16 protein-coding genes are annotated in these 16887 nt (G+C 58.2%); 5 read left to right on the plus strand and 11 right to left on the minus strand.

Annotated elements, in window-relative coordinates:
- Nucleotides 1-38: 38 nt before the first annotated feature.
- Nucleotides 39-3815 (minus strand): methionine synthase, encoded by a 3777-nt coding sequence (metH, locus tag AC1RO0_RS03875; RefSeq protein WP_498591620.1) that lies wholly within the window; start codon nt 3813-3815, stop codon nt 39-41.
- A gap of 267 nt (nt 3816-4082) precedes the next feature.
- On the opposite strand from metH, the gene AC1RO0_RS03880 reads away from it, so the two are divergent.
- Nucleotides 4083-5339 (plus strand): AGE family epimerase/isomerase, encoded by a 1257-nt coding sequence (locus tag AC1RO0_RS03880; protein ID WP_498591621.1) that lies wholly within the window; start codon nt 4083-4085, stop codon nt 5337-5339.
- A 44-nt stretch (nt 5340-5383) separates the two neighbouring features.
- On the opposite strand, the gene AC1RO0_RS03885 is transcribed toward AC1RO0_RS03880, so the two are convergent.
- Together AC1RO0_RS03885 and AC1RO0_RS03890 are read right to left on the minus strand one after the other, a co-directional pair.
- Nucleotides 5384-5872, minus strand: coding sequence for a heme-degrading domain-containing protein (locus AC1RO0_RS03885; protein WP_498591622.1), 489 nt, complete (start codon nt 5870-5872; stop codon nt 5384-5386).
- Nucleotides 5873-5932: 60 nt separating this feature from the next.
- A complete protein-coding gene (locus AC1RO0_RS03890) occupies nt 5933-6871 on the minus strand; it encodes an ATP-grasp fold amidoligase family protein (protein ID WP_498591623.1) in 939 nt (312 codons plus the stop codon).
- Between the two features lie 93 nt (nt 6872-6964).
- Between AC1RO0_RS03890 and AC1RO0_RS03895 the strand changes: the two genes are divergently transcribed.
- Entirely contained in the window at nt 6965-8473 is a 1509-nt protein-coding gene (locus AC1RO0_RS03895; protein ID WP_498591624.1) for a lipopolysaccharide biosynthesis protein, read from the plus strand.
- Between the two features lie 5 nt (nt 8474-8478).
- On the opposite strand, the gene AC1RO0_RS03900 is transcribed toward AC1RO0_RS03895, so the two are convergent.
- Complete coding sequence (locus tag AC1RO0_RS03900) at nt 8479-9681, minus strand: GumK N-terminal domain-containing glycosyltransferase (protein ID WP_498591625.1); 1203 nt, start codon at nt 9679-9681, stop codon at nt 8479-8481.
- Nucleotides 9682-9973: 292 nt separating this feature from the next.
- Between AC1RO0_RS03900 and AC1RO0_RS03905 the strand changes: the two genes are divergently transcribed.
- The 3 genes from AC1RO0_RS03905 (at nt 9974) to AC1RO0_RS03915 (ending at nt 11881) form a co-directional block, all read left to right on the plus strand.
- Nucleotides 9974-10945, plus strand: coding sequence for a polysaccharide lyase family 20 protein (locus tag AC1RO0_RS03905; RefSeq protein ID WP_498591626.1), 972 nt, complete (start codon nt 9974-9976; stop codon nt 10943-10945).
- A gap of 132 nt (nt 10946-11077) precedes the next feature.
- Entirely contained in the window at nt 11078-11374 is a 297-nt protein-coding gene (locus AC1RO0_RS03910; protein ID WP_007701755.1) for a hypothetical protein, read from the plus strand.
- 300 nt (nt 11375-11674) lie between these two features.
- Nucleotides 11675-11881 carry a hypothetical protein gene (locus AC1RO0_RS03915; protein WP_498591627.1) on the plus strand — a complete coding sequence of 69 codons (207 nt, stop codon included), beginning with the start codon at nt 11675-11677 and terminating at the stop codon, nt 11879-11881.
- 80 nt (nt 11882-11961) lie between these two features.
- Here AC1RO0_RS03915 and AC1RO0_RS03920 read toward each other — a convergent pair whose 3' ends face one another.
- The 7 genes from AC1RO0_RS03920 to AC1RO0_RS03950 all read right to left on the minus strand — a co-directional run bounded on the left by AC1RO0_RS03920 (nt 11962) and on the right by AC1RO0_RS03950 (nt 16878).
- Complete coding sequence (locus AC1RO0_RS03920; protein WP_498591628.1) at nt 11962-12822, minus strand: sugar phosphate isomerase/epimerase family protein; 861 nt, start codon at nt 12820-12822, stop codon at nt 11962-11964.
- Nucleotides 12823-12873: 51 nt separating this feature from the next.
- Nucleotides 12874-13959: an NAD(P)H-dependent flavin oxidoreductase gene (locus AC1RO0_RS03925; protein WP_498591629.1), complete on the minus strand. Its 1086-nt coding sequence runs from the start codon at nt 13957-13959 to the stop codon at nt 12874-12876.
- 261 nt (nt 13960-14220) lie between these two features.
- Complete coding sequence (locus tag AC1RO0_RS03930; protein WP_498591630.1) at nt 14221-14550, minus strand: hypothetical protein; 330 nt, start codon at nt 14548-14550, stop codon at nt 14221-14223.
- A 75-nt stretch (nt 14551-14625) separates the two neighbouring features.
- Entirely contained in the window at nt 14626-14877 is a 252-nt protein-coding gene (locus tag AC1RO0_RS03935) for a hypothetical protein (protein ID WP_498591631.1), read from the minus strand.
- A 385-nt stretch (nt 14878-15262) separates the two neighbouring features.
- Nucleotides 15263-15898 (minus strand): hypothetical protein, encoded by a 636-nt coding sequence (locus AC1RO0_RS03940; protein WP_498591632.1) that lies wholly within the window; start codon nt 15896-15898, stop codon nt 15263-15265.
- 45 nt (nt 15899-15943) lie between these two features.
- Nucleotides 15944-16216, minus strand: a complete 273-nt coding sequence (locus AC1RO0_RS03945) for a hypothetical protein (RefSeq protein WP_498591633.1) — start codon at nt 16214-16216, stop codon at nt 15944-15946.
- Nucleotides 16216-16878, minus strand: a complete 663-nt coding sequence (locus AC1RO0_RS03950; protein ID WP_498591634.1) for a DUF4376 domain-containing protein — start codon at nt 16876-16878, stop codon at nt 16216-16218. The genes AC1RO0_RS03945 and AC1RO0_RS03950 overlap by 1 nt, the downstream gene beginning before the upstream one ends.
- Nucleotides 16879-16887 lie beyond the last annotated feature (9 nt).

Raw genomic sequence — 16887 nt, forward strand, 5'->3', positions numbered from 1 at the left:
ATCAACACAGAGATCCAAGCCACCGAAACGACTCGCAATTATGCTGCGTCGTCCACGACTGCATCCCGCTTTTCCGGCACATAGTTGAGCACCGGCCCGAGCCAGCGCTCCACCTCCACCACAGGCATCCCCTTGCGGGCTGCATAGTCCTCAACCTGATCACGCTCGACCTTGGCAACGCCGAAATAATAGGACGCGGGGTGACCGATATAGATGCCGGAGACGGAAGAGCCGGGCCACATGGCATAGCTCTCGGTAAGCTTGACGCCGGTCGCTGCTTCAGCATCGAGCAGGCGGAACAAGGTTTCCTTCTCGGTGTGATCAGGCTGAGCCGGATAGCCGGGCGCCGGACGGATGCCGGCATAGGTTTCCGACAGCAGTTCGTCACTGCTGAGGTTCTCATCCGTGGCATAGCCCCAGAACTCACGCCGCACCCGCTCATGCATGCGCTCGGCAAAAGCTTCAGCGAAGCGATCGGCCAACGCCTTGACGAGGATCGAGGAATAATCGTCGTTGGCGCGCTCGAAACGCTCGGCGATGGCGATCTCCTCGATGCCGGCCGTGACGACGAAACCGCCGACATATTCCTCGACGCCACTGGCAACCGGCGCCACGAAATCCGACAGAGCCACATTCGGACGTCCGTCACGCTTCGACAGCTGCTGACGCAGCGTGTAGAAGGTCGCAAGTTCGTCAGAACGAGCTTCATCGGTAAACAGCTTGATATCGTCGCCGACAGCGCCCGCAGGCCAGAAACCGATAACGGCACGCGGACGGAACCAATTCTCCGCGATGATTTTCTCGAGCATCGCCTGTGCATCAGCATAAAGCTGCCTTGCCGCCTCGCCCTGCTTTTCATCCTCAAGGATCGCCGGGAAGCGGCCCTTCAACTCCCAGGTCTGAAAGAACGGCGTCCAGTCGATGTATTTCGCGAGCTCGGCCAGATCGTAGTTCTCGAACACCTTCGTTCCGAAGAACTGCGGCTTCACGGTCTTATAGTTTGCCCAATCCAGCTTCTCGGCATTCGCGCGAGCCCTTGCGATTGGCAAACGCACCTTCTCAGCCTCACTACGGGCATGCGCCGCCGCCACCTTGGCATATTCCGCCTTGATGGTGTCGACATAGCCCTGCTTCGCCTCGGGCGACAGCAATGCCGAGACGACGCCGACAGCGCGGCTTGCGTCGGTGACATAGACCGTCTGGCCCTTCTCATAGCGCGGATTGATCTTCACAGCCGTATGCACGCGGCTGGTGGTCGCGCCGCCGATCAGCAATGGAATATCAAAACCCTGCCGCTCCATTTCCGAGGCGACATGCACCATTTCATCCAGGGAGGGGGTGATCAGGCCGGAGAGACCGATGATATCGACCTTCTCGGCAATCGCGGTTTCCAGAATCTTCGTCGCCGGCACCATGACGCCGAGGTCGATGATTTCATAATTGTTGCAGGCGAGCACGACGCCGACAATATTCTTGCCGATATCGTGCACATCGCCCTTGACGGTCGCCATCAGTATCTTACCAGCGGCCTGGCGTTCGCCGCTACCGCCATTGGCAAGCTTTTCCGCCTCCATGAAGGGCAACAGCACGGCGACGGCCTGCTTCATGACGCGAGCCGACTTCACCACCTGCGGCAGGAACATCTTGCCCGAACCGAAGAGATCGCCGACGACGTTCATGCCGGCCATCAGCGGGCCTTCGATGACATGCAGGGGCCGCGCTACGGTCTGACGGGCCTCCTCGGTATCGGCTTCGATGTATTCGGTGATGCCGTTGACCAGCGCATGTTCAAGCCGCTTTTCGACCGGCCATTCGCGCCAGGCGAGATCCTGCACCTTGGCTTCCCGAGTACCCGCACCGCGGAACCGCTCGGCAACGTCGAGCAACCGCTCGGTGCCATCGGATCGGCGGTTCAGCACCACATCTTCACAGGCTTCGCGCAGCTCGGGATCGATGTTGTCGTAGACCGCAAGCTGACCGGCATTGACGATGCCCATGTCCATGCCCGCCTGAATGGCGTGGTAGAGGAACACGGCATGCATCGCCTCGCGCACCGGCTCGTTGCCGCGGAAGGAGAAGGAGAGGTTCGACACGCCGCCGGAGATATGGACCAACGGCATGGTCTTGCGGATCGTCCGCGTCGCCTCGATGAAGTCGACGCCGTAATTGTTGTGCTCTTCGATGCCGGTCGCGACCGCAAAGATGTTCGGATCGAAGATGATATCTTCCGGTGGCAGTCCGGCTTCTTCGGTCAGGATCTTGTAGGCGCGTGCGCAAATCTCGACCTTGCGCTGGTAGCTATCGGCCTGCCCCTGCTCATCGAAGGCCATGACCACGACGGCCGCGCCATAATTGCGCAGCAGCCGCGCCTGCTTGAGGAAGTTCTCCTCACCTTCTTTGAGAGAGATGGAGTTGACGATCGGCTTGCCTTGCACGCATTTCAGGCCAGCCTCGATGATCGAGAATTTCGAGCTGTCGATCATGACCGGCACGCGGGCGATATCCGGCTCGGCGGCGATCAGGTTCAGGAATTCGACCATCGCCTTCTCGGAATCGATCAGGCCCTCGTCCATGTTGATGTCGATCACCTGCGCGCCGTTCTCGACCTGGTCGCGGGCGACGGCCAGTGCTGCCGTATAGTCGGCATTGGTGATCAGCTTACGGAACTTCGCCGAGCCGGTGACGTTGGTTCGTTCACCGACGTTGACGAAGGGGATGTCCTTGGTCAGCTCGAAGGGCTCAAGGCCGGAAAGCGACATGAATGGGCGATGCGTCGGAAGCTGGCGCGGCGGGTATTTGGAAACGGCTTCAGCGATCGCGGCGATATGCTCGGGCGTCGAGCCGCAGCAGCCGCCGACGATATTGACGAGGCCGTCGCGCGCAAAGCCCTCGACCTGCTCCGCCATCATCTCCGGCGATTCGTCATATTGGCCGAATTCGTTCGGCAGGCCGGCGTTGGGATAGGCGCAGATAAAGGTATCGGCAGCGCCCGAAAGCTCCTGCAGATGCGGACGCATGGCATTGGCGCCGAGCGCGCAGTTGAGGCCGATCGTGAAGGGGCTGGCGTGACGCACCGAGTTCCAGAAGGCCGACGGCGTCTGGCCGGAGAGCGTGCGGCCGGAAAGATCGGTGATCGTGCCGGAGATCATCACCGGCAGGCGGATGCCCTTCGCCTCGAACCGCTCCTCGCAGGCAAAAATCGCCGCCTTCGCGTTCAGCGTATCGAAGATGGTCTCGATCAGGATGATATCGGCGCCGCCATCAATCAGTCCGTCGATCTGCTCGCCATACGCCAGACGCAGATCATCAAAGCTCACCGCACGATAGCCGGGATTATTGACGTCAGGGGAAATCGACGCGGTGCGGTTGGTTGGCCCAATGGCGCCGGCGACGAAACGGCGCTTGCCGTCCTCACGCTCGGCACGGAGCGCTGCCCGACGAACAACGGCAGCACCCTCCTTGTTCAGGTCGTAGACCGCACTCTCCATCTGATAATCGGCCTGGGCGATGCGGGTGGACGAGAACGTATTGGTCTCAAGAATATCCGCGCCGGCCTTGGCATAACGATAATGGATTTCCTCGATGGCATCAGGCTGCGTGAGAATCAGAAGATCGTTGTTGCCCTGCTGATGACAGGCACAGCCAATGAAGCGATCGCCGCGAAAATGATCCTCGTCAAAGCCAAGACCCTGGATCTGCGTGCCCATGGCGCCATCAAGCACAAGAATGCGCTCGCTCGCCGCCTGCCTCAAGGCTGCAAACACCTCGCTGCCGTCGCGCTTCGCTGTTTCCGAACCAAAAAGATTGTCAAACATAAGCGAATTCCCCTGGCCTGATTGCGACTTCGCATCCAGATCACATAAAGATATCTTTATGTCAACATATCTATGCGCTATCGCGCCTTGGCGCAAGAACAATGCTGCTATGATTTGCCGTGCTTCGGAAAAGTTGATGCGATCGACTAAAAATTCCGACAGGGTGGATAAGGCAAAGCCGCCGACACAGTTTCATCCCATAAAGTCATGACAGCGCTTTCAGGCAGCGCTATAGGGCTTACGGCAAAAGTGTCTCAGGAGGATAGCATGAGCATACAGCGTGAAACGGCGGCTCTCGGGAATTGGAGCACGCGTGCCTACCACCGGCGCTGGCTGCTTGACCAGGCAAGCGGGCTTTTCGATTTCTTCCAGTATCGCAGCGTCAATCCCAAGGGTGGATTCTACGATATGGACGATGCCGGCAAGCCGCTGGATGCGGTCAATCCGGTGCGCGGCATTCACTCGACCGCCCGTATGGTGCATTGCTTCGCGATCGGTTCGCTGCTCGGCCGTCCCGGCTCGGAAGATATTGTCGACCACGGTATCAACTATCTCTGGAAGCATTACCGCGATGCCAAGCACGGCGGCTATGTCTGGTCGCTCAACAATGACGGTCCGGTCGATTCCAGCAAGCAAGGCTATGGCCATGCCTTTGTGCTGCTCGCCGCCTCCTCCGCCAAGATCATCGGCCATCCGTTTGCCGACGGCATGCTCGCCGATGTCACCGAAATCCTGAACACGAAATTCTGGGAAGAGAAGCACGGCGCCATCGCCGAGGAATTCAACCAGGATTGGTCGCCGATCGATGGCGGCAGCTATCGCGGCCAGAATTCCAACATGCACCTGACCGAAGCTTTGATGGCCGCCTTCGAAGCGACCGGCAACAAGGCCTATCTCGACAAGGCGGAAAGCATCGCCGATCTCGTCATCCGCCGCTCCGCCGGTTCCGTCGGCTGGCGCGTTGCCGAGCACTTCAACGCCGATTGGGTGCTCGACAAGGACTATCGTGGCAACGAGATGTTCCGCCCATCCGGCACGACACCCGGACATTGGCTGGAATGGGCACGCCTCATCCTGCAACTCTGGTCGCTTGGCGGTCAGCGTCACGACTGGATGCCGGAGGCCGCAAAGGGCCTGTTCTCCCAATCCATGTCACTGGGCTGGGACAATGATAAGGGCGGCTTCTTCTATACGCTGGATTGGGCCGACGTGCCGGCCAAGCGCAACAAGCTCTGGTGGCCGGCCAGCGAAGGCGCCGGTGCCGCGCACTATCTCAACCAGCATCTGCCGAGCGACTTCCATGAGGCAAGCTACCGCAAGATCTGGGGTGCTATCGGCACTTCCTTCATCGACCACCAAAATGGTGGCTGGCACGAGGAACTGACGGAAGATCTTGTTCCCGCCCACACGCTCTTCCCAGGCAAAGGCGATATTTATCACGCCCTGCAGGCCTGCCTCATCCCTCTGTTCCCGGCAACCGGCAGTCTGACGAAAGTCATCGCCGAGGCGGGCGGAAAGATCTAAGATCGAAGGCGGCGCCGCTTCAAGCGCGGCGCCGCAATTATCTTTTACGACAGGCTGAGATTGTGCAGTTCGTGGCCAAGCGTCAGCGCCAGGGCCTCGACAACAAGATTATGGTCTTCACGCTGAGGAAGACCCGACACGGTGACGGCGCCGATGCAGCCCGTGCCGTTAACGAAGATCGGAAAGCTGCCGCCGGAGGCAGCGTAGTCGGCGCTGGAAAGCCCGTTGTCCTCGATGGTCTTGCCCTGCTTTTCCAGCCGTAACGTGCTGGCGTAGCTGCTGCGGAAATAGCGCAGCACCATATTGCGCTTCCGCCGGATCCAATTGGAATTGTCCGGCGTCGAACCAGGCAGAGCAATATAGAAGACCGGCATGGAATGCAGCGTGATGTCGATCGCGACCCCGAGATTGCGCTCGCTGGCAAGATCATGCAGCAACTTACCCAGCACCCAAGCGGTTGAAAGATCGAAAGCGTCGAAACGCAGCGTCTCTTCCTGCAATGCGATGCGGCTGAGGTCCTGGTCGATCGTCATGGAAATCCTTCCTCTAAGATTCGGTCGGCCTATGAAACCCGGGCAAGGCGATTTGTCTACCTATCTCTTCGGCATCTCGAAACCGAGCTGCCATTTCCGGCCGAGCACGAGATCGTACTTTTCAGGCTCAAAAGCCTCGAAGCCGCCACCGGGATAGAAGGTGAGTTCGCCGACATAGACCCAGTCGGCGGAGGCATAGAGATCGACGCGGACAAAATCGATGTCGCGGGCAATCGTCTCGGCGATATGGATCATCTCTTCAAGCCGCGATGGCCGCGCCACTTCGCCCGGATAGAGACCGAGATAATCGGGATCATAGAACGGTAATTTCTGCCAGTCCGGTGTATAATTGCAGGAGTAGCCCCGACCATTTTCCCGGATATCGATCTCGATATGCGAGACCTTGCCGTTGAAGGTGAAAAGCCGGTAGTCCCAAGGAACATGTCCGTCGGCAAGCAACATGGTCTCGATAAGAATGCGAGGCTCAACCCGGCTATAGGCCCACTCCCTATTGTAGGAAGCGTGGTTGATCGCCAGCCACTCCGCCGAAGGGTCGTTCTTCAGCAACTGCTCGATATCGTTCTGCCCATAGAGAAAGCGGCCGACACCGCTCGCATGTGTCGGCTTGACGACGGCGGGCAAAGCGATGGCGGACCAATCGACCTTGGAAAGATCGGTGCCGACCCATTGCGTGGGAATAACATGTTGGCTGCCGACCCGTTCGGCAATCAGCGTCTTGGCACCTGCCTTGTCGACGAAACGTGGAAACAGCGGATTGTGGTCGTAGAGCTTGCGAGCCTGGATTTTATCGGTGAAGGTCTGCGGCAATGTCAGGTTGGGGAACTTGCCGCGAATGGTGAAATATTTGAGCGCACAGTAGGGCCTGTCCGGCAGCGGCGACATCAGCCGCCACAGCAGGTTGCGCGCGCGTTCACCCAATCCCTTCTGCAAATATCCAGGAATGAGGAATGCATCTCGTTCGGCAGTCTTGTCCGTCACGGCAGCGGTCTCAAATTTCAACTTGAACGCTAGTTAGAAGTATCAGTCGGCCTTTAACACAAGGTTATGAGACTGCCCTCATGATTGGTCGTCATGAGTGCCTATACATCAAACCTCTTGAAGAGTTCGCTGATCAGCTTGGCGGCGACGGTGATTTCGCTTGCGGCGGGTTTCGCCAGCAGTGTTATCGCCGCGCGCCTGCTCGGTCCCGCGGGCTCCGGCAAGGTCGCCTATGCGCTCTGGATTGCGACATCCGCCACGGCCCTGGCCGATATGGGCCTGCCCCAGACATTGCTGCGCAATGCTGGCGCACTCTCGGGTGAAGGTGACGCCTGGAAGGCATTGGTGCGCGCGGCATTCCGCAGTTTCATGATATCCGTCGCCATGGTGGGCACCGGCATTCTTTTCTATGCCATGCTCACCTATGCCTATCGCGATGCGCGGCACGCCTGGTTCTGGGTCGTGACGGCGCTGCTGTTCTTGAGCTACGCATTCTACGTCTTTTCAACCGCCATCGCTCGCGGCCGCAATCGGTTCGGACAAACGGCGCGCAGCACGGTTGTCGGTGGCACTCTCCAGATTCCGCTCGTCTTCGCAGGCGCCTGGCTGCTCGGCCCGACGGGAGCGCTGATTGGCTATGTCGCCCGCTATCTGCCGCAGGCATTGCATTTGCGCGGCTATATCGACAAGAGCGTTCCTGCGTCCAGCGAGACATTGACGCCCGAAATGCACCGCTACGGCCGCTACATGTGGCTGAGCGACCTCATCGAGATCCTGGTGCTGTCACGCATCGAATTCCTGTTTCTCGGCTTCTTCTTCTCGTCGACCGGCATCGGCTATTTCGCAGCCGGCCTCGGTCTCGCCGGACTGATCGAGCAAGTCATGTTGCAGATTTCCCCGGCGCTGATCGTCAGCTTTGCAGACGCCCATGCGAAGGGAGATCGGCAGGCGCTGCAGGCGACCTATGGGCGCGTCATCCGTATGGTGGCCCTCGTCATGCTGCCTATCAGCTTCGGCGGCGCGATCATCATGCCCGACCTGATGCCACTCATCTTCGGCAATGCCTTCGAGCCTGCCATTCCGGCCTCGGCAACCTTGCTTGCCTTCGTCTGGCTTGCCGGCCTTTCGGTCATTCCCTGGGGTATGATCAGCGCTTCCGGGCGCAGTGATCTGCTATTGCGCGTCCAGATTATCAGCGGCTTGCTGACAATGCTGCTGCTTGCCGCCATGGTGCCGTTGGCGGGCCTCGAGGGCGCGGCCATTGCTCGCGCGACGATCACCACGCTGACCTTTGTCCTGCTTGCCTGGACCGCATGGAAGAGCGCACACGCCGCTATCCCGCTTGGAGCGGTGGCAAGGACAGTGCTCGCAGCGACCACCTGTGCCGCTTCGGCCGGTATCGCCGTCTACTATCTCGACGGGTTGGCGGCAATTGTAACGGCCATTCCCGTTGGCGGGGTCGCTTACATGCTTGCCGTTCGCATCCTGCGCCTGGTGGAGGCAAGCGATAGCCGATTGCTGATGGATACGATCGGCGGCAAACTGCCAAGGCCGACACGCCCGCTGGTCAACGGCCTACTGACCTTCCTCGCACCGGGCTAAGACGTTTACTTCGTCTCGAAGGCTGCGTCGAGCGTTTGGCGAGCAACATCATCCCAGGTCAAAATTCCCTCACGAAAAGCCGACGAACGCCGCATTTCCAGCGCCATATCGATCTTTTCTCGCCAGGCGATCTCTCCATCCAAGCGATAGGCAACAGCATTGGTACGGGTAAACGGAATCAGGTCAGGCAGGAGGATAGGCAAGCCGCAATAGCTATATTGCGCAAGCTTCAGGCTCGACTCCGCCAGATAGACCTCATTCTTCGTCAAACGGTAGGGTGCGATGCCAAAATCCGCGTGCTGCAAAAACGGTACGATGCTTTCGAAATCCCGCTCACCATAGACAGTGACATTTGGCGGTGCAGAACCGTGCCAATCTGCGCCGAAGACATGGAAATTGACGTCCGATGCCGCCGATGCCATCGCGGCGAGTGTGGCCTCATCGAACAACATGTTACCGATGGAGACGGCATTGCGGCTGCCTGCTGTATAGGGTGAAGGTTGTTCGCGGTCGAACAGCGCCGCATCGACGCCCTGTGGAATAACCCTGACGCGCCCACCCAATGGTAGCAGCGCGCCAAGACGCTCCGAGGGCACGCAGACCGTATCGAAACGTCCGATCGCGGCCGCCTGTATATCCTGCAACACGGGTGCGGCGCCAACGCTCCGGAGCAGATCGCGACAGAAATAGAGCGTTCGCGTCTCGGGATTAAGCCTCTTCGCATAATCGAAAAAGGCAAGTGCTGAACCGCTTTCAATCACCACCAGATCGGCCGAAGCAAGAGCACTCCGGGCAAAGCGCGGCAGGTAATTGCCGTAAAGCCGGAAAAGCATTCCGTTTGCCGCATTCAGAATGCGATTGCCGGAACTGAAGGCATGCAATGGCGGCAGGTAGGCACCCGCCCGGAGATTCGGAGTGACCGTCTCGAACCGGTTTCCCTGACGCTCCGATAGCGCCCGAAAGCGCGGGCGATCCTTCAGCAGGGTTAGCCAACTGTGGCCAATCGTCAGGAAATGGACATCATGCCCCTGTTCCGCCCAGCGGGACGCTACGAAATGGACCGATGCCTTGCGGTAGCCGCGCAGAGAGACATGCGACGTCAGAATGACGATCTTTCGTCGCGGCCCGACGCCGTCTTCCGTCGCCGCTGCTTTTTCCAGCTCTGTCACGGGCAACCTCAACTGCGATTCTCGGTCGGCTTCGCTCATGCCCGACATTCAAATCGTTGATTCAAGCTGCGGCGACGAACCTTCATGTCCGGGGCGCTGATATCCGCAGGCAAAGCCCAATATGCATCGATATGAACCGGAAAGCGTCTAACAGGCGGTTAAAGTGGCGTTATTAAATCAGACAATCGGCATGTGAAGCTTCGCCGGAGCCACCCGATATCGGGGCCGACTATGCTCGGTCACGACATCGCGAAACACCCTGCTCTTGCCCACGAGAGACGAACAGGTCATTGATAGCACTCGAAGATCGCCCGCCGAAGGAGTCCCCGTCATGAACGCAAAATATGCGCTGCCCGCCCTTTTGGCCTGCACTTGCACCAGCGCCATGACCCCGGCCCTGGCCAAGGATCCCGCCCAATTGGTTCTTCGCGACGGTTTCGACGGCACCGATTTCGATCCGGCAGGCCATCTCTACTACCGCGACAATTCCGAACAGAAGGCTGGCAAGGTCGAATTCCAGTCGGAGGTGAAGCGCAGCGGCACCGGCGCGCTGAAACTCAGCGTCAAGCCACTCTGCGCGCCAGGCAAGGCGAATTGCAGCGAGAGAGCGGAAATCTGGGAACGCACCAAATATCGCGTCCCCTACGATCAAGGGGTTTGGTACGGCTTTGCCGTCAAATTCGCCGATCCCATTCCATCGGGCGATCATCGCTATCTGATCGCGCAATGGAAGCGGGAGATCGGGCCGACAGCAAAGGGTGATTTCAGTCCCTTCCTGGCTCTGCGACTGAACAACGGCAAGCTCTTCGCGACGGTCGAAACCAACTATGTCGCCCCGCCAAAGACCTATTCCCACGATGGGGCAAAGGCTTGTGATGGCAACCAGACGCCTGTCTGGTTCCGCTCGGATACCAACCAGATGCGTGCGCTGGTCGCGACCGACAGCAATTGGGGCAAGGACGACGGCCAGGAGTTTACCGGTTGCACGAGTGCCATCACCGTGACCGACCATGGCAACAAGTTGCCGACGCCGGATTCCGGCTGGATCGACTTCGCCATCTATACCAAGCCAGGCCCCGGCGGCACTGGCCATATCGAGATATTCGCGAACGATAAATGGATTGTCACCATCAAGGGACATATCGGCCATGCCGATAAGGGATTGGGCAAGAACCAGTATTTCAAGTTCGGCCCCTATCGTGCCGCCGACACGACGGAATGGACGCTCTACTACGACGATTTCCGCCGTTCCCCCAACTGCGCCGATGTCTTGTCGGATCCGGGTCTTTGCCCGATGAAGTGAGAATTCCCGTCCGTTTTGCCGCAAGCAGCATTGCCGGAAAAACATTGTCGGGGCTAATTCAGATTTTCCTTGGATTCGGCTGAACCTTTTTGCCTCTCGTTGGTTATGCCTAATTCAGAGGAGACTAATGAGATGCTCACCACTCATCGCGATTGCAAACATCACGTCAAGAAAAACGCTATTCCTTCCCTTGGCGAAATCGAAGGACGTGTCGCAGTCCTCGAAGTTGTCGCCCAGTCCGCCCTGACCCATGTTTTTTACGAAGGTCATGTCGATCTGGACGCCACGTTGTTGGTGGAAATTCGAAGGGCCATGCATCACAAGTGCCGGGAGTTGAAACTCGACGGCGAAGACACCGCTTCCGCGCTCTCCTATGCGGAGGAATTGATCGAGGCAGCAGTGGAGGCATCGCATCCGGTCCACCAATGATGCCTTCGCGGCCGCGATTTATTCTTTTGATTATGGTGGCGCTGGCCGTAGCGCTGGGTGTCCTGTTGTTTGTTGAGCCCCATAATGGCAAAGATGGATTCGAAAATCCGACACCACACGCGCCAGACCAGAAACCACAATAGCTCTTTTCGCAAGCACCTGTGCCAATACGAAACTCGGCCTGTATCATATCAGGCTGACGTTAACGCCCGCACACGAAGTTGATTGCAAACTTCCAAAATCAAAGCAGTCTCTGCCCCGCCCCCGCTCAAGTCTGAGCTTCCAACCACGGTGTAGCGAATGTCTATGATGGTCAACTCGCCCCTTTATTCCGACGATGTCGACATCCTCGCCAGCGCGCTCTACGCGTGGTGCGCGGAACGCTGCATCAAACTGCAAAGCCAGGAAGGCCTATCGGCCGCCAATGTAGCGATCAGCCTGTATGAGGCCGGCTATCAGACGCAAGACCAGTTGCTCGGCGCTCTGCATGAATACGAGTTCCATTGAAATTCGTAGCACCGATTCAACCGGGCCTTGATGTTACAATAGTAGGTCTAAGCAGCCTGCGGCCCTGCTCTTCAGAGCCATCACGCCGCGGCGGCAGCCTTCCTCAATACGCTGGCGATGCAATCCCGCTCCTCCAGAATGCCGGACCATTCGTTGTCGTGGAATGAGAAGTCGTAGATCAACGTGAACGGGCCTTTATAGCCAGCAGCGTTGGAGAGTTCGACGCAACGAATATAGTCCTCGGCATCAAGACCGACTTCCGAATAATGCGCCTTGGCATGGCAGAGCTCGGCACGCCCCATGATCCTTGCCAGGTCGGCATATTTCCCCGGACCTTGCCAATTGCCAAAATCACCGTTGAGACCGAGCTTGCCGTCCAGAGCATCAATCACCCGGTTGACCTCGACGGGACCTGGCAGCAACGCAAACCAGTTTTCGATAACAAGGCGGATGCCGGTGCCTGCCAATTGGTCTGCCAGCCGACGGAGGTGCTTTTCCGCGCGACCTAATGTCTCGTCATTCGGCTGCTCCCTGCCGGCGATCACGCGCATATTCTCAGCTCCGAGCGCAACGGCAATCTCGATCCAGCTCGCCATCCAATCGGCATCACGCTCGGCCGTCTCGGGATTGCTGAGATCCCCGTCTTCGATCAGCAGCGTCTGTATCTTCACGCCTGCAGTCTCAAAGGCTTTGCGCAGGTCGGCAATGTAAGCGCCCGAGCGGCTCGGTAAATGAAACGAGCATATCTCGATGCGGAAGATGCCATGCTCCACAAATTGCTTCGGAAGATCGATCAACTCCACCGAGCCTTCACCATAGGTTGGCTGGCGGGCAGGCGTTTTGGTTCCTCCCGGCTTGTAGGGATAAGTGCCGCCAAGGGCACGGTGTAGCGACCATGTGGAAACTGCAAAACGATCCGTCAAATCTGCCGTAAAGGTCATATGTCTCTCCTCCTCTTTCTCTCCCGCAGTATCAGGTGGGCAACCGATATATCAACGCTCGGCCAACCGTTTGATCAGCGTCATCGCCTCGTTCGCCAGACCGATGGTGAGCTCGGACGACGGAAGCGGCTGCGCCAACCTCGCGGACTGACCGGCCCAGAGATTGGTAAAGTCGCCGAAGCCCATCGCCTCCGCCTTGGCGCGCAGTGGCGCCAGCGCGCCACCGGCTGTCGGGAATGCCGGCGCAAGATCCGTGAGCGGCCCAACCTCACACATAATGCGGTTCATCACGCCCCTCGCCGGACGTCCGGTGAAAACATTGGTCAAAGCCGTACTGTCGTCACCAGCATGCTCCAGGGCAGCCCGATGAACCGCAGGAATCTTCGCCTCGGGTGTGAGCAGATAACTCGTACCGATCTGTGCCGCAGAAGCACCCAGCGCAAAAGCAGCTGCAATTCCGCGCCCATCCCCGATGCCGCCGGCGGCGATAACAGGAACTTTGACAGCATCGACGATCTGCGGCACCAGCGCCATCGTACCCACCTGTGTCGCCATATCTTCTGTCAGGAAATTCCCGCGGTGACCGCCCGCCTCGAAACCCATGGCAATCACCGCATCGACACCACGATCGGCAAGCCATCGCGCCTCCGCGACAGTGGTCGCCGAGGAGATGATCTTCGCTCCCGTGGCCCTTACCCGCCCAACCAGCTCCATATCCGGCAACCCGAAATGAAAGCTGACGACCTCAGGCCGATAGGCCTCGACGACCTCGCAAAAAAAGCTGTCGAATGGTGCCCGGCCGCCGGCGGGAACCGGCATGGCCGGATCGAGGCCAGCCTCGATGTAGTAGGGCGCAAGCCGTTTTCGCCATGCCGTTTGTCGCTCAGGATCAATCTCCGGCATGCTATGAGCGAAGAAATTTACATTGATCGGCTTTTTTGTTGCTGCCCTTATCGTATCGAGCGCCAGACGTAGCTGTTCGACATTGTATTGCGCGCTCGGCAACGATCCGAGCCCGCCAGCCTCGCTGACCGCGATCACCATCTCCGGCGATGTTGCTCCAGCCATCGGCGCCTGGATGATGGGAAAGGCAATGCCAAATAGATCAAGGATCCGGGTGTCGGGCCATTGGCTCATCGCGCGCGCCTTTCATCGACAATCTCTGCCAGCCAGCTTTATCAGCCCAGCGGCAACGGCGACAATGATTAGTTCAAATGAAAAACATCACGCGCGAGAATATGAACCAGGGTCGCCCCACAGACCGACCAGTGCATTCCGAAAACATGACACAGAGCGATTGCAAAAGCCACAAACACAAAAAACGCCCTCTCCCGTTAAGGAGAGGGCGAAATAGAGAAATTGCAGGTTCGCGGCAACCTGCCACCTAGCAGCGCTGGATCAGGGCACCGCTTTCCCACCTCTGATCCAGCGTGAGATGCTATCGAAGATCAGGTCGGCGATCCACATGGCACAGACACCGACCACGAAGGCCGTGGCATTCATGGCTGCGACATCCTTTTGCGGCAAAGGCCAATTGACGGCGCGCAGATAGTAAAGTGCCGGCTCTGTCAGATAAGCTGCGGCAAGTGCCCCGCAGATGGGAGAAGCAATGATTTCACGGGTCGTATATCGACGCCGCGACAGGCCACGTAAAATGCCGCCGGAAAGGCCCGCGATGACGACCCCGACCTTGATGCCTAAAGCATCGAGAAATTCGTTCATCGCCATAACCCGCCTCTAAAGATGCTTATTGAAATCAGAAATGCGCTAGTCCCAGCTAAATGATGGCTGAGAAGCACGGCCTCATTTAGTCACTGGCGGTTGTGGTTTCACCAAACCGGAAAGCCCGTCGCGGATGATATTGACCACGATCTTGAGGGTGCCGAGACCGGCAACGGCAAGGGCTGTGAAACTCGGACCAATAGAAGATTGCGAGCATTCCAGCGTGCCATCAGCAAGCTGCGTGCAGCCGGTCGCCAGCAGAATGGCAACCAACAGCGCCGAGAGAGTAATCAGGATATTCAAGGCATTGTGCAGAGCATTGGTGTTGAACATGAGGCTTCCTTCGGAGCTATGAAATGGATTGAGATTATCGAGTGCTACTCGGATACGGCGAGGTTGTTGCCTAAGCCTGCGCTTTCCATGCCATGACACACGGAGTCAGCACGGCGACAAAGAACCGAGTAAAAACACACCGGCAGAAACAATGACTGCTTTATCGGTTGCTGGACTTTTTAGACTTACGGAGAATTATGATGTGCATCAAATCAGCACATCGCTTTCAGCGTCTCGCCGACTTTCCAAGACTAACTAGAGCGAAATGCCAAGCGATTCAGTCTGATAACGAGGAAAGATGGACTCGCCACTCGCAGGGAGAAGAGGAAAAATAGGGGCGCCTTCGATAGGCAAAATAGCTTATGCTGCTGGAATTCTCCACGGCTCACGAATGTGCAGCTTCGAGCGCCGCTGCGAATTTCTTGGCATAGCCGGCGATATCCGCAGCCCGATCGGTGCCATTGATAATCTTGCGCGCACCGGCCCAGTCGGTCACGGTCGCGCTAAAATAGTCGGCAAGCTTTTTACCGGTGAAGCGGCCATTGATCATTCCATCGAATAGAATTTCGACAGTTTTGACCGGATCAAGCGCTTTCTCCGGATCATCAGCGATGCCATATTTCGTGTAGTTATCACGACCTGTTATCTGTACCAGGCCACGCCCACGATAGCGCCAGCCGTCACCACTAGCCTCATTGCCGTTGCCCATGCGCAGCGCATAAGCCCGATTGGCGATGCGCTGCGGTTGTCGGGCATAGGCTGCGGCTTGGGCAGTCGTGAAGTATTTCGGGAAGGTCGCCAGCAAGCCGGCCGTCGAATAGTTCAGATTTTCTGAGATGGCGCACATAGTATTGTCCGTCTCATGATAGGCCGTCGCCAGCATGTAGGCCAGACAACGAGCATCGAAGGGTTTAACCCCCCATGTGGCTAGAATGGCCCCCATGCCGTTGACCTGATTTTGCGACAGCCGCCCGCCGAACAACGACGAGCGGACCGCCGCGAAGAACTTCGCGTGGTCCATGAATTTTGATCCTCGTGGAGAACGATGCCGTCGTACGGCTGCCGCTTACAAAGGCGACTTAGTGCTTGGCGCAAGAACGCTTTCCGCGGTCATGGCGACGTTCTGCACGCCACTTTTCTGGGCATCAACCGCTTCGCCCTCAATCACAATGTCACTATCAGCGGGCATCATTTCGGACTGCACGTCTTGAAGCGCCTTGAACTGATTTTGCGCATCGACGAGCTGAGCAGCAAGAGAGTCGACGGCGTTAGCGAAGCGCTCGATTTCGCCTTGCAAAAACTCATTCTGCTTCTTGAGGGATTCCGCGAGCGTGGACATCAAAGCCCTCCTTGCGAATTCGAGGGCCACGCGAAGGCGTCTATTTCCGCCGTTGTGATGATCGTACCGGCGATGATCTGCTGATCGACCGTGCCTTCAGCGGCAAAGCTCGCCTGGACATGCCCCGCAACCGCATTGGCAACATCCCTGACTTGGGCGGCGGTGAGCTCGACAAAGCCGCTGGTGGTCTTGAACTGCACCGTGACATCGGGATTGGCGTCGACATAGTTGTAAGCGCCAGTGATGAGCGATTGGCTCTGTCGATCGGTCATAACAGACATGCCGTTGAAGACGATGCCGCCCGTTTCGACAGCGTAGCGCTTTGCCGCCGCATAGGCATATAGATCGACAGCGATCGGCTCTGGCGACCAACCGGCAACAACGGCGGAGAGGCTCGGCGACATTTCCGGCCAATCGGCCGCCGTGCTGACCAGGGCGGCTTCCTTGTTGCTGAGTTGATCAAGGATGGCCTCCTTGTCGGCGACCGGCAGATCCGAGGTGATCTTGGCGGCAAGCGCAAGCCAATAATCGGGCACGTTATGAATCTGCTGGCGGCCAAGCCAGAACGCGGCACAGGCCATCCAGCGATCAGCCTTGTTCTCCGATCGGGCGGTAAGCAGCGCCTCGATCATCGGTTCATACATGCTGTCTATACGGTACATGCGATCTCC

The organism is Rhizobium sp. GW821-FHT14E12, from assembly GCF_058803745.1.

Coding starts and splice junctions, on each gene's coding strand:
- AC1RO0_RS03950 (WP_498591634.1), bottom strand. CDS start 16,878: ATGTACCGTATAGACAGCATGTATGAACCGATGATCGAGGCGCTGCTT.
- AC1RO0_RS03915 (WP_498591627.1), top strand. CDS start 11,675: ATGTCTATGATGGTCAACTCGCCCCTTTATTCCGACGATGTCGACATC.
- AC1RO0_RS03880 (WP_498591621.1), top strand. CDS start 4,083: ATGAGCATACAGCGTGAAACGGCGGCTCTCGGGAATTGGAGCACGCGT.
- AC1RO0_RS03930 (WP_498591630.1), bottom strand. CDS start 14,550: ATGGCGATGAACGAATTTCTCGATGCTTTAGGCATCAAGGTCGGGGTC.
- AC1RO0_RS03910 (WP_007701755.1), top strand. CDS start 11,078: ATGCTCACCACTCATCGCGATTGCAAACATCACGTCAAGAAAAACGCT.
- AC1RO0_RS03905 (WP_498591626.1), top strand. CDS start 9,974: ATGAACGCAAAATATGCGCTGCCCGCCCTTTTGGCCTGCACTTGCACC.
- AC1RO0_RS03920 (WP_498591628.1), bottom strand. CDS start 12,822: ATGACCTTTACGGCAGATTTGACGGATCGTTTTGCAGTTTCCACATGG.
- AC1RO0_RS03885 (WP_498591622.1), bottom strand. CDS start 5,872: ATGACGATCGACCAGGACCTCAGCCGCATCGCATTGCAGGAAGAGACG.
- AC1RO0_RS03940 (WP_498591632.1), bottom strand. CDS start 15,898: ATGGACCACGCGAAGTTCTTCGCGGCGGTCCGCTCGTCGTTGTTCGGC.
- AC1RO0_RS03945 (WP_498591633.1), bottom strand. CDS start 16,216: ATGTCCACGCTCGCGGAATCCCTCAAGAAGCAGAATGAGTTTTTGCAA.
- AC1RO0_RS03935 (WP_498591631.1), bottom strand. CDS start 14,877: ATGTTCAACACCAATGCTCTGCACAATGCCTTGAATATCCTGATTACT.
- AC1RO0_RS03900 (WP_498591625.1), bottom strand. CDS start 9,681: ATGAGCGAAGCCGACCGAGAATCGCAGTTGAGGTTGCCCGTGACAGAG.
- AC1RO0_RS03925 (WP_498591629.1), bottom strand. CDS start 13,959: ATGAGCCAATGGCCCGACACCCGGATCCTTGATCTATTTGGCATTGCC.
- metH (WP_498591620.1), bottom strand. CDS start 3,815: ATGTTTGACAATCTTTTTGGTTCGGAAACAGCGAAGCGCGACGGCAGC.
- AC1RO0_RS03895 (WP_498591624.1), top strand. CDS start 6,965: ATGAGTGCCTATACATCAAACCTCTTGAAGAGTTCGCTGATCAGCTTG.